General features: G+C 61.5%; 12 protein-coding genes and 1 pseudogene. 3 read left to right on the forward strand and 10 right to left on the reverse strand.

The features are described from left to right. The 3 genes and pseudogenes from P3T23_RS40580 to P3T23_RS40590 form a co-directional block, all read right to left on the reverse strand. Positions 1-89: IS3 family transposase (locus P3T23_RS40580; RefSeq protein WP_429321734.1), on the reverse strand; the 89-nt coding region annotated here is incomplete at its 3' end. A 2-nt stretch (positions 90-91) separates the two neighbouring features. Further along, positions 92-259, reverse strand: a pseudogene (locus P3T23_RS40585) (IS30 family transposase); the annotation flags it as partial. Further along, a complete protein-coding gene (locus tag P3T23_RS40590) occupies positions 204-1,349 on the reverse strand; it encodes a universal stress protein (protein WP_429321686.1) in 1,146 nt (381 codons plus the stop codon). The gene P3T23_RS40590 and the pseudogene P3T23_RS40585, both read right to left, overlap by 56 nt. A 26-nt stretch (positions 1,350-1,375) precedes the next feature. On the opposite strand from P3T23_RS40590, the gene P3T23_RS40595 reads away from it, so the two are divergent. The 3 genes from P3T23_RS40595 (at position 1,376) to P3T23_RS40605 (ending at position 6,687) form a co-directional block, all read left to right on the forward strand. Beyond that, a complete protein-coding gene (locus P3T23_RS40595) occupies positions 1,376-4,090 on the forward strand; it encodes a LuxR C-terminal-related transcriptional regulator (RefSeq protein WP_429321687.1) in 2,715 nt (904 codons plus the stop codon). Positions 4,091-4,666: 576 nt separating this feature from the next. After that, a complete protein-coding gene (locus P3T23_RS40600; RefSeq protein WP_429321688.1) occupies positions 4,667-5,845 on the forward strand; it encodes a porin in 1,179 nt (392 codons plus the stop codon). Between the two features lie 392 nt (positions 5,846-6,237). After that, positions 6,238-6,687, forward strand: coding sequence for a MarR family winged helix-turn-helix transcriptional regulator (locus tag P3T23_RS40605; protein ID WP_429321689.1), 450 nt, complete (start codon positions 6,238-6,240; stop codon positions 6,685-6,687). A 145-nt stretch (positions 6,688-6,832) separates the two neighbouring features. Here P3T23_RS40605 and P3T23_RS40610 read toward each other — a convergent pair whose 3' ends face one another. The 7 genes from P3T23_RS40610 to P3T23_RS40640 form a co-directional block, all read right to left on the reverse strand. Then, the gene (locus P3T23_RS40610) at positions 6,833-7,225 is read right to left on the reverse strand and encodes a BON domain-containing protein (RefSeq protein WP_429321690.1); all 393 of its coding nucleotides are present in this window, start codon (positions 7,223-7,225) and stop codon (positions 6,833-6,835) included. A gap of 107 nt (positions 7,226-7,332) precedes the next feature. Next, positions 7,333-8,961, reverse strand: a complete 1,629-nt coding sequence (locus tag P3T23_RS40615) for a 3-(methylthio)propionyl-CoA ligase (RefSeq protein WP_429321691.1) — start codon at positions 8,959-8,961, stop codon at positions 7,333-7,335. Positions 8,962-8,980: 19 nt separating this feature from the next. After that, positions 8,981-9,331, reverse strand: coding sequence for a Rieske (2Fe-2S) protein (locus P3T23_RS40620; protein ID WP_429321735.1), 351 nt, complete (start codon positions 9,329-9,331; stop codon positions 8,981-8,983). Beyond that, on the reverse strand, positions 9,331-10,050 hold the full coding sequence (locus tag P3T23_RS40625; RefSeq protein WP_429321692.1) for a DsbA family oxidoreductase: 720 nt from the start codon (positions 10,048-10,050) through the stop codon (positions 9,331-9,333). Before P3T23_RS40625 ends, P3T23_RS40620 begins: the two co-directional genes overlap by 1 nt. Beyond that, entirely contained in the window at positions 10,037-10,597 is a 561-nt protein-coding gene (locus P3T23_RS40630; protein ID WP_429321693.1) for an RBBP9/YdeN family alpha/beta hydrolase, read from the reverse strand. The genes P3T23_RS40625 and P3T23_RS40630 overlap by 14 nt, the downstream gene beginning before the upstream one ends. A gap of 18 nt (positions 10,598-10,615) precedes the next feature. After that, complete coding sequence (locus tag P3T23_RS40635) at positions 10,616-11,464, reverse strand: TauD/TfdA dioxygenase family protein (protein WP_429321694.1); 849 nt, start codon at positions 11,462-11,464, stop codon at positions 10,616-10,618. A gap of 11 nt (positions 11,465-11,475) precedes the next feature. Then, a complete protein-coding gene (locus P3T23_RS40640) occupies positions 11,476-12,456 on the reverse strand; it encodes a quinone oxidoreductase family protein (protein WP_429321695.1) in 981 nt (326 codons plus the stop codon). Positions 12,457-12,468 lie beyond the last annotated feature (12 nt).

Below are 12,468 nucleotides of genomic sequence, written 5' to 3' on the forward strand. Positions count from 1 at the left end.
AACAGACGGCGTCGGGCCTGTTCGTGGGTGTCGAAGTGTTCGCGCGCGAGCAACTCCGATTCGAGTGTGCCGAAGAACGATTCGCACATGGCGTTAGATCCGTTCCCTTAGGGAAGTATTGGCGAAGAAGGCCGTTCGTGTCTTCGTTGGTGCCGCGTTGCCAAGGGCTACGCGGTTCGCAGAAGTAAATGTACATGCCTGTGTCAATTCGCAGTTGGGCATGCTGAGACATCTCTGCACCCTGGTCCCATGTCAGCGTAGAGGGTGTCGCTCAGGCTCGCAAAGGTAGCCGATGCGTTTGCACTGTCACTTGCCCAGCATGCGTCGTGAAATTCCGCATGAAGCCGTTCCCACTCAGTTGTCTTGAGATGGCGAATCGCCGCAGGCAGGATGACGCTCTCTTCCCGCCCCCTGGTGGACCATACAAGGTTCGCGTAGCGGGTAAGTGCGGACGATAGTCCGGCCAGTGCCGCCTTGCTGCCCAGCGGGCGCGCCAAGTTCGATTCGAGATCGTCAAGCAGCTCCTGTTCCCGCCGGTTCAAAAGCAGAAGTTCATCGACTTCCGCGCGAACGTCTGGAGCGCGATGCTGGAGCCAGCTGAACAGTCTCGCTTCCTTGCAACGTTGAAGCGGGTGCACCGTCTGTCGCACATAGGTGATCACAGACTGCATGGCTAGCCAGTACGGGTGCAGTGCGCGCTCGTCCTGAGCATGGACGGTGCTCAAAAGACACAGCCATCTGTGTAGCAGGCTGGTGAGCCGTTGATACTCAGTACGCAGTAACTCAACAGCAGGAATGCGGGCGGGTGCGCACGCCGGCTCGATCAACACGGGAACCGTTGCATTCGCCAGCAGTTCATATGCTGTGGACCCGCGCAGTTCGCGAGCAGGGTTGTGAGTCAGGACGATTGCATCGCATCCGGCGAGCGCCGCAGCATTCAGGATCTCGTGGCCTGCCCGATCTGCGAAAAGGTTGGCGGCCACGTAAGGCGAAAGACCCAGCGCCCGTGCGGCGGCGTCTGCGCGGATCAACACCTCGCTTGCCTTGTACTCGCTGTGCACCTCTGCGAGTGAATTGTCGGGTATGGGCTGCGCATACCAGAAGCTGACGCGGGCCCGCATCTCATGCGCGAGCCAGATCGCCTGGATCGTCGCCTCGGTACTGGGGTCACTCGAATCAATGGATACGCCGAGATGCCGGAACATGGAATTTCTTGTATTTACCGTAGACGAATACAGGCACAATGGTAGGGAACTACGGCTCCATAATCCCCTCCCGTGCGGAGGGGGGCTCCCGTACCTTACAAGAGGCAGAATGGGGGGCAATAACTGATTCAATCCCCCCGCCATGGCAAGTTTGAGACGTAGCTAGACTGATGACAAATCAACTACCCGTCGCGAATCCGGAACTCGCCCTGAAGATCTGTCCTCCACGTGCACCGCGACACCTGCTTGCGCGTGCTCGCCTGAGCGCGGAAAGTGGGCGCTTTCGCGAGTGTCCGGTGACGATCGTGCAAGCGCCTCCTGGCTTCGGGAAGACTTCACTGCTGATCCAGTGGCGCCACGAATACCTCATGCGTGGCAGCGCAGTGGCGTGGCTTTCGCTTGACGGGCGCGACGATCCGCGGCGCCTGCTCGTGGGTTTGACGCTGGCCGTCCGAACGGGATCCGGGCGGGCAACATTCGGCAGGCGCCTGCTGGAAGGAGGCGCGGCGCCAGACACGCCGCCCGAAGGAATCACTGCATGGCTTGCCGAGATCGCTCGCACAGCACTCGACATCGTGCTGATACTCGACGAAGCGGAGCAGTTACAACAGGCGAGTCACGAGGCGCTGGGCTACCTGCTCGAAAACCTGCCGGCCAACCTGCGTGTCGTCATTGCCGCGCGCGGCGGATGCGACAAGCTCATCTCACGGTTGCGCCCCTACGGTCATTGCGCGACGGTCGACGCTGCAGCACTTCGCTTTCGCCTCGATGAAACCATCGCTCTCATCGCCAGCCGTTTCGGTGCCGAGGTCGGTGCGGATGCGAGCGCGAGGCTGCACGACATCACCGAAGGCTGGCCGCTCGGCCTGCAACTCTCCCTTTCCGCCATCGCTGATACACAGGATCCCGTTTCCGCCATTGACGCCTTCGCCAGCAGCGCGGGCGGTATTCGCGAACAGTTCGTGATGGCGCTGCTCGAACGACTCAGCGCTGAGGATGCCGATTTCCTGACACGCGTGTCGATCGTCGACCTCCTGCACGCCGATCTCTGCGCAGCGCTTACCGGGAAACCAGATGCAAGGCAGCGGCTGTTGCGTCTTGCCAGTGAGACGCCACTTTTTTTCAGCGCGCAGGGGCGCGGCGAGTGGTTCCGGCTGCACTCAATGGCCCGCGAGGCGTTGCGCGTGCGTCTGGTTGCAGTCCCAGACGCGGTACGGTTGGACCTGCACAGGCGGGCGATGCAATGGCTAGCTGACCAGGGCATGATCGAAGCCGCTGCGCGCCACGCCCTGGCGTGCGGGGAGACGGAGACAGCCTATGCACTCGCACAGCGTAGCCTCCACGAAGCCTTGACCCAAGGCCGTCTGGTCGACGTACTCGAATGGCTGGATTGGCTCCCGGAGCCAGTGCTGGACCAGCATCCGCATATGCGCCTCGCCATAGCATGGGCGTTGGCGATGAGCGACCGCCACGAGCAGGCGCAGATCCAGGCTCAGGCCATATTGCGCAGCGCCGAGCCCGAGGAGGCGGTGCAATACGAGGTCGACCTTATCCTGAGTGCGGCTGCCTATTTTGCTGACGAGCCTGACCGCGCTGGTCGTGTGATGGACCGTTGGGGTGATACGCCCCCGGTAGCCGATGCCTGGCTGCAACAGGTGCATGCCAACCGGCTTGCCGCGCGGGCGATGATGTTGGGCGAGTACGCTGCATCGCGCCAGTTGCTGCGGCAAACGCCGCGCGGTGAAGCCACGGTCGCCTGCCGGTACGTGAGCCGTTGGCGCGACTATATGACAGGCTTTGGCTATCTGCTCGAGGGGCAGATGCTGCTGGCCGAGCGCACACTGCGCCCGGCGCTGGTTCAGGCGGACGATGATCTTGGTCGGCGACACCCTTTCTCCTGCATGATCGCGGCGCTGCTTGCCTCGACCCGGTTCAAACGCGGTGATTTCGAGGAGGCGACTGCTCTGCTGGCTAACCGACTCGATATCCTCGAACGGCGTGGCACGCCCGACGCGGTAATCGTCGCGTATCGGACGCTTGCGCGTATTGCTGCAGCCGCAGGCGCTGAGCACCGTGCTCTTGACCTGCTTGGCACGCTTGACGCTATTGGTTCCGCACGCCGCGTGCCGAGACTTTGCATCGCAAGTTTGACCGAGCAGATCAGGTTGCACAGTGGACGCTACCGTGCCGCGACATGCCGGACAATTGCCGGGCGCATCGACCAGATCGTGGCAGAGCACGCTTTGCCAGATGGTCCAATCAAGCGTCGCACCCTGCTCCTGCATCAGGATATTGCGCGCGCATACGCTGAAATAGCAGCGCAGGACTGGGAGGCCGCCGAGCGCGCTCTGGCGCGCGCACAGGCCGGCGCCGAGGCAATGAACCATGGTGCTGTGCGTGTCGATGTGATGACGTTGCGGGCTTTCGTGCTCGATAACTGCGGGGAATCCGCCGGGAACTTGCTAAGTGAGGCGGTGGGCCTGGGTGAGTCATACGGGATGAAGCTGGTGCCGCTCGACCTCCACCCCGCAGTCGCCAGATGGGAAGGCGTACCCGTTGCTGACCGTCAACCTCACCGGCAATCCGGGGAGCGTTCATCTACTGGATCCGTCACACCTGTGGCCGAGAGTACCGGCGGGCATCGCGCCACGCCCAGCATGACCCTGACGCCGAAGGAGCGCTCCGTCCTGGAGTTGCTCACTCGCCACCTCACCAACAAGGAAATCGCGCTGGCCTTGGGAATCGGCCAGGAAACGGTGAAGTGGCATTTGAAGAATCTCTTCGTCAAACTCGATGTGACATCGCGCAAGCAGATTGTTTGTCGGGCACAACTCATGGGTCTCCTTCAGGAAGCCGCCTGGTCGAGTGCCGACGCGGGGGAATGATCGAACGCACGACGGGTGGATCTAGCCCGACCATAACCGACAACATAATGTGGTTGCGATATCAATCATATGGTCGGGGTTATGGGTCTCAGTGCGTTAATATCTCCGCAACGCGTGCTGGAGCCGAAGTGAAATCCAGAGCGCGACAGCGGGAGCAAACGGTCAGGGTTCGGATCAGATACGTGCGCGAAACGCTGAAGGGACAGCCAGTGGCCTCGCCACGGTCGTCGCCCTGCTCGTCATATCTCGGTAAACCCTTAAGGTGAAAACCTGACGCCCTTGATGGGCACCCGACAATATAGATGTGAATTCAAGCAGTTTTTGTCAAAAATGCGCCACACGAAGCGGGGCGGTGGGTAGCGCGAAGTGCATGAAGTTTTCTTTCCGACGCCTGCAAGCCTTGTGCCGTCTGGAGATGCGGCTTTTCCCTGTACCGAAATCACGGAAAACCCTCCCCCTCTTCGTTGGGGGGGAAAGATGCGGTACCTGCAAGTATGCTCTCAATTCACAAGCAATGCGGCTCCACAGGAGTTTGCCGCGGTGCCTCAGATTGATCATCATTACGCAGGAGACCACATGAAGTTAAGGATTACAGGGGCAGCAGCACTTCTCGCATTCGCAGGTGTCGCACACGCGCAGTCGTCAGTAACGCTTTATGGCACGGTCGATACGGGCCTGTTGTGGCAAAACACCTCAGCTTCCAAGGCCTTCTTTCCGAACGCCAAGATAAATCAAAACCAAGGGTCCGTGTTCCGCTTGAAGGACGGCGGGATCTACTCCAGCATCTATGGCATGAAGGGCACTGAGGACATCGGCGGAGGCTACAAGATCAATTTCCGGCTCCAGGGCTCGTTCGACAGCGGTACGGGAAAGTTCCAGTTGAGCGACACGGCGAATACGCCAGCAATGTTCAACCAGATCGCGACGGTTGGCGTGTCGGGAGCGTTCGGTAAGTTCGACGCCGGTCGCCAGCTCGCGCCGATGGCTTACGCATTGGCGGACACGGACGTGCGCAACGCGTGGTTCTTCGGCAGCGTGCTGACGGCATGGCTCACGATGAACCAGCAGTCGGGCTGGACGGGCAGTAGCACGAACGGCCAGATCGGCGCACTGTATGACAGCAATGCGCTGGTCTACAACTCGCCGTCTTTCTACGGCGTCTCGGTCGCGCTTGAGTATGCGCCGGGCGGCGTACCGGGTGAGATCCAAGGCGGCACGCGTGAGTCCGCGGTGCTCAAGTATTCGAACTACGGCCTGAATGCCGCAGCCGTCTACTACAACGGACATGACGCAAGCCCGTTCACGTATGCGGGAACGACCCTTCCGTCTACGGGCGTGAACAATAACCGCTTCGTCTACTTCGGTGCAAAGTACACATGGCAGGGCCTCTCCGTCTCCGGTTCGTTCAGCAACGGGCGCAACCCGGCGAACCCGAACGGGAGCAGCAACGTGGCGGCGGGCATCGTTTCAGGGGATTTCGACATGTGGACGGGTGGCCTCGGCTATCGCTTCTCGCCGGCGTTCGAAGTCACGTCGGGCATCTACTACGTGAAGGACGAGAAGCACAACCAGAACCAGTCCACCTCCTACGTGCTGGGTGCCGACTACAGCCTGTCCAAGGCCACGGTGCTGTACGCCCAGGGCGGCTATGTCTCCAACCGTGGCACGATGAACCAGACAATCGTGTACGGCCAACCGGTCGCAGTGGGCAAGAATACCGCCGCCGGCATGATTGGCATCCGCCACTCCTTCTGAGGCTGAACCCCGACCGGCGCATGAAGTTGCCGGTCGCAGTCAAGCCTGCTACGGCATCCAAAGCCGCCTCGTTTGCGAGGCGGCTTTTTCGTTGTGTGCCGCACATGCCCAACAGTCCGGCGGTGAAATCTCCCTATTCAGCCTGACTGGTGGCTTGAGTCACACCTTCGTGCGTTTAAGGTACTTGAGGCCGCAACTTGCGTTGACGGCCGTCAGCGGTCGCCGCCGATCCTCTGGTGCAGTGAAAGTCGCCCCACACCTCTTCTGCCGACGCGCGAAATGTTTGCATGGTCAATGAGTGTATGCTTTGCAAGCTTTCCGCCACAAAATGTTGACCGCCTGATCAGGCGGCGCAAAAATGAGCGACTCTCTGTACTCTCACGTTACCTTTCATGACGACGACTGGCCCAACACCTGATGAATCCTTGACCTATCGGCTCAAGGCACTGAACAAGATCGCCGAACGGATGAGCAGCGAGTTGTCCCGTGGGAAAATTGGCCTGTCCATGCCAGAGGCGACGATTGTGGGGGTTCTCGGCGCCTTTGGACCGCAGACGATCATGGACATCGCACGTCGGTCGAACCTGGACAAGAGCCAGGCGAGCCGTACTAGCGAGACGCTGATTGGTAAAGGGCTCCTGTCTCGCACGGCGAGTGACCAGGACGGTCGCAGCGTCATCATTTCGTTGACGCCGGAAGGACGGAAGATATTCAGGAAGATTGTCCCAATGGTGGAAAAGCGGGACAAAGAACTCTACAAATGTCTGAGTGAGCCCGAGATGGACGCGCTGCGCTATCTGTTGGACAAGCTTCTCGAAGCACACGGGTGGCAGCCCGAATAAGACCCGTCACATTTTACGGTCGGCGCGTGGTTGGCGAGCGTAGAGGTGCTTGATCGACCAACCGATTGGGCCCGGGGTCATGTCGGGACCGGCGCCTCACCCCCGACGCTGGCCAGTCGGCGGTGAAGCCGACTGGCAGGCGAGGTTACTGGGCGCCGAATGCTGGCTTTCGGATGGCCAGCTTGTTGTTCACCGAAGTCACGCCTGCGACGCCAGTCGCAATTTCCGCGACCTTCACGACCTGCGAAGCGTTTTCTACGGAGCCGTTCAACGTGACAGCGCCATTTTTCGCGGTGACACTGATATTCCCGGCGCTGATCTCCTTGTGCTTCGAGATGGCAGCGTAAATCTGCCGGCGCAGCGCGCGATTCGCTCTACGGCCTGTCTCGGCCGGCGCTGCGCTGGACGCGACCATTGCGGAGGCACCTGGAGGCGCAGACGCTGCACTGGGCGCCTGGCCGCTCTGTGACCATGCGTTCATGGACGCCGCAACGATGCATGCGCCGATCACGAGCCTGAGTCCTTTGATTTTTTGCATTGACGTCTCCTGTTGTTGTGGGCCATCAGACCCCGGGGATTGCCGGGCGTGGGCCCGGCGGTTTCCTCTTTGAATGGATCAGGCTGTCGTTACTATTGCCGGCCGCGTCAGGCCGTGAGGTAGTAGTCCCTGAACTGATCCCTCAACTGGTTCTTGAGCACCTTGCCCGTCGCGCCGAGGGGAACGGCGTCGACAAATACAACGGCATCGGGCTTCCACCATTTCGCCACCCGGCCGTCAAAGAATTCGAGCAGTTCGTCGCTTCCAAGCGCGCTCTCCGGCTTTTTCACGATCAGCAGCAACGGCCGTTCGTCCCATTTCGGATGCCTCGCGGCGATGCACACTGCGCTCGCAACGGCCGGATGCAGGCACGCCACGTTCTCGATGTCGATCGAGCTGATCCATTCGCCGCCAGACTTGATGACGTCCTTGCTGCGGTCGGTGATCTGCATGAAGCCGTCGGCATCGATCTTCGCAACGTCGCCGGTCGGAAACCAGCCGTCGCACAGCGGCGACGCATCTTCGCTGCCGAAATATCCGGATGTCACCCACGGACCGCGCACCTGCAGGTCGCCGGCCGCCTGACCGTCCCATGGCAACTCCGCGCCGTCCGGGCCCACGATTCTCATGTCGATGCCGAACACGGCGCGGCCCTGCTTTGCCTGGACGGCGTAGCGCTGCTGCGCCGGCAACGACAGATGGTGTCCCCTGAAACTGCAAACCGTTCCTACCGGGCTCAGTTCCGTCATCCCCCATGCGTGCAGGACGTCGACGTGGTATCGCTCCTGGAATTCTGTCGTCATGGCTGTCGGGCAGGGTGCCCCGCCGACGATGGTGCGGCGCATGGAAGTAAACGTCGTGCGGCGCTCGGTCACATGTCGAAGCAGCCCCTGCCAGACGGTCGGGACACCGGCGGAGAGCGTGACCTGCTCTGCCTCGATCAGCTCATAGAGCGACTTTCCGTCGAGCGCGGGACCTGGGAACACCAGCTTGGCGCCGACCATGCATGCGATATAGGGCAGACCCCATGCGTTCACATGGAACATGGGGACGACCGGGAGGATCACATCGCGTGCCGCGCAGTTCAGCGAGTCGGGCAATGCCGCTGCATACGTGTGCAGAAGCGTCGAACGATGGCTGTACAGCACCCCTTTCGGATTGCCGGTGGTCCCTGACGTGTAGCACAACGACGACGCATTGTTCTCGTCAAGAAGCGGCCACTCAAAGTCGTCACTGTGACCTTCGATGAGGTCTTCGTAGCACAACAGCATGATCGGCAGGTCGTGCCTGGCCGGCATGTTTGCCCGATCGGTCATCGCGACGAATACCTTCGGGCTCTTGATACGCGATGCGACGGACTCGATCAGCGGGAGGAAGGTCAAGTCGAAGAAAATGGCGCGATCGTCAGCATGATCGATGATGTAGGCAAGCTGATCGACATGCAGCCGGGGGTTGAGCGTGTGTAATACAGCACCGGAACCGGACACCGCAAAGTACAGTTCCATGTGGCGGTAGCCGTTCCATGCCAGCGTACCGACGCGCTCGCCCTGGCCGATCCCAAGGCCTGCGAGGGCATTGGCCAGTCTTCGGGCGCGTTGCGCAAGATCGCGATAGCGATAGCGGTGGATGTCGCCTTCGACTCGTCGCGACACGATTTCCTGCGAGCCATGATGCCGCTCGGCGTGGGTGAGGAGCGAAGAGACCAGCAGCGATTGCTGCATCATCAATCCATTCATGGGTACTCTCCTGATTTATCTAGGTTCCGCATTGCTGCGAGTGACACTGACCTGGCTGGGCGTCGTCGAGGCTGAGTTCGAGCCTGCCGGTGACGTTCCGGATGGGAAACGTTGCCAGATTCAAACCGCCCTTTCCCGGCATGCAACCGGTCGCAACGTCAAAACGAAGGCCGTGGGCGGGGCAGCGAAGCAGGCGCCCTTCGAGCTGGCCACCTGCAAGTGATGCGCCGTTGTGCGGACAGGAGTTTTCGACGGCGTAGTATTCGCCCTCGATGTTGAAGAGCGCGATGCTGCGGCCGTCGATGAAGGCGAGCTTGCGCTGTCCAGGCGCGAGTTCATCGGCCGACCCGACTGGTATCTGGCGTGACATCATCTGTTTTCCTGATCGTCAATCGAGCGCAACATGGCATCCACGATTGCGGCAATCGAGTACGCACCAGACAGCGACAGGGCCGAATTGATCACAAAATGCGGCACGCCCCGCACCTCATCAGCCTGCGGCGAACGCGGGATCGCCATGTTGCCGTCGCGCCGCGATGCCGCCAGATGTTCTGCAAGTCCCGCGGCGTCAAGACCGCACGCGAGGCCAATTCGCTCAAGCACGTCCGGGTTGCCAATGTCTTCGCCGTCCATGAAATAGCCGGTGAACAGCCGGTCGATCAGCGACGCGGGTTGGAAAGCCGCGTCCGTAGTCGCCGCCCAGGCAACGAGGTTGTGTGCTGCCCGCGTGTTGGGCATCACCTCGATCCTGTCAAACGCCAGCTGGACGCCGGCCGCGCAAGCGGCCTCCTGCACCTGTGCGCGCCGTGCAGCGACCGCGGTTGCACTCCCCAGACGGGCCACATAGAACGCCTGATAAGGCACGCCGCCGACTTGCATATCGGGCAGTAACTGATGCGAGTGCCACCGCACCTTGACGTTGACGTCCGGACGCAAGCTGGCGAGGCGACTGATCGCCGCATCCAGATTGCGCTTGCCAATCAGGCACCACGGGCAGACAAAGTCGAAGTGGACGTCGACCGTCACCGACGCGTTTTTATTCACTGCTGCGACCTGCTGCGTTGCACGATCCATGTCAGAGAAGCTCACGGATCAGGGTCTCCGCCTGCGGCCACTCGCCGTAGCCGGCCGCGGGGTTCAGGTGCCCAACCTCGCCGAGGTCGACGAGACGACTGCCCCAGTCCGCCGCCATTGCCACGGCGCGATCAAACGCTGCGAGCGGATCGTTGCGGCTGGCTCCGAGAATGCTCGGGAACGGCAACGGCTTGCGCGGGCACGGCAGCCATCCGTTCTCCTTGAGCACGTCGAGCGTTGGATAACCGGCGGGCATGGGTGTTTCCAGGTCCGCCGGCGTGGCAAGCAGCGCGCCCTGGATCGGGCGATTGTGGTGCTGCGCCCAGTGCACGGTAATCATGACGCCGGCGCTGTGAGCGACCAGCACGATCGGGCCGTCGATCCTTGCTATGGCCTCGTCCAGCGCCGCGACGCGCGCCGCGCAGCTGAGCTTGTCGTGCTCGAGCGGCGGCACCGAAGCAGCCTTGGGAAGGCGAGCCTGCAGCAGGGTCTGCCAGTGTTCGGCCACATGGTCGCGCAGGCCAGGCACGATCAGTACGGTAGGTGCTGTATTGAGAGTCAAAATGCTGATTCCTTCAGGTTAGTACGGCCTGTCGCCAATAATCCCGGCTCGCTCCATCTTGCGATGGCACGGCGCGTAGTCCATCACCGCATAGTGCTGCGTGCTGCGGTTGTCCCAGATCGCGACACTGTTCGGCTTCCAGCGCCAGCGCACCTGATACTCCGGGATGTACGCCTGGCTGATGAGATAGCGCAGCAGGTCAGACGCGCCCGGATTGGCGTCCTGGCCGAAGCGCACGCGCGCCGGCGTGTGGTAGTTCGTGAAGTGCGTCGTGAACGCATTGACAAACAGAAGTTCCTCGCCAGTCTCGGGATGCGTGCGCACGACCGGATGCTCCGCATCGGGATATTGGGCTTTCAAGGCAAGCCGCTTCTCGATCGGCATCACCGCGCCGAAACTCGCCTCGATACTGTGGCGTGCACGCAGGTCGGCGATCTGCTCCTTCACCTGCGCGGGCAGGTGCTCATACGCAAGCACCATGTTCGCCCACATCGTGTCACCACCGACGGGCGGACATTCGATGCATCGCAGCACTGCGCCAAACTGTGGGGCTTCTCGCCACGTGGCGTCCGAATGCCACGCATTTTCGTAGCGGTCGTTCGGCTGGTCCGGCGACTTGTAGATACGCACGAGTCCAGGATGCTCAGGATCGCTGCCCGCAACCGGGTGATCTTCCAGTTCGCCGAAGCGACGCGCGAAGCCGACATGTTCAGCGCGGGTAATGTCCTGATCGCGCAGGAACAGAACGCGATGCTTCAGCAGGTTCGCCCGGATCTCGGCAAAGAGGCCATCGTCGTGGATGGCGTCAGCGAGTTTGACGCCCACCAGTTCGGCGCCAATGGCGTTGGTGAGTTGTTCGACACGCATGGTAGCCCTCCTTAGACGACGAAGACCGACGAGCCCGTCGTCTTACGCGTTTCGAGATCGCGGTGCGCTTGCGCGGCGTCCTCGAGCGCATAGCGCTGATTGATCTCGATCTTGATGCGGCCAGCCGCAACGTGGCCAAACAGTTCCCCGGCCAGGTCCGCTTTTTCGGCGGGGTCGGCGATATAGTCGGCGAGCGCGGGACGGGTCAGATACGGCGATCCTTTCATTGCCAGGACCTGCGGATTGAATGCCGGAATCGGCCCCGATGCCGTGCCGACGCAAACAATGAGGCCGCGGCGCCTGACCGAATCCAGCGTAGCTTCGAAAGTATCCTTGCCGACACTGTCGAAAACGACATTGACCCCGATGCCGTCGGTCATCTCGCGCACGCGCCTCGCGACATCTTCATGACTGTAGTTGATGGTGTAGTCGCAGCCGTGCGCGCGGGCGACTTCCGCCTTCGCGTCGCTCGAAACGGTGCCGATTACCGTGAGCCCCAGCAGCTTGGCCCATTGCGATACGATCAGGCCGACACCGCCGGCGGCCGCATGCAGCAGGATGGTGTCGCCCGCCTTGAATTCGTAAATGCGGCGCATCAGATAGGACGAGGTCAGGCCGCGCATGGTCATGGCTGCCGCTGTCTCGCAGGCGATGCCTTCGGGCAGCTTGATCAGCGGTGCGGCCGGACAAAGGCGCTCGGTGCTGTATGCGCCAAGCGTGTTGATAAAGCCGGTGTAGGTGACACGATCGCCCACCGCGACGTTCGTGACGCCCTCGCCCACCGCTTCGACCACACCGGCTGCCTCTACGCCCATGCCGGCAGGCAGCGGAACCGGATACAGTCCGGAGCGGAAATAGGTGTCCGCGAAATTCAGGCCGACTGCTTCATGGCGCAGACGAACCTGCCCCGGGCCCGGATCACCTACTTCAACGTCCTCGTAGCGCAAGACCTCAGGACCACCGGTTTCATGAAAGCGGATTGCTTTCGCCATGATTCGTTCTCC

Origin of the sequence: Paraburkholderia sp. GAS448, assembly GCF_050435685.1 — a bacterium.
Classification (GTDB): domain Bacteria; phylum Pseudomonadota; class Gammaproteobacteria; order Burkholderiales; family Burkholderiaceae; genus Paraburkholderia.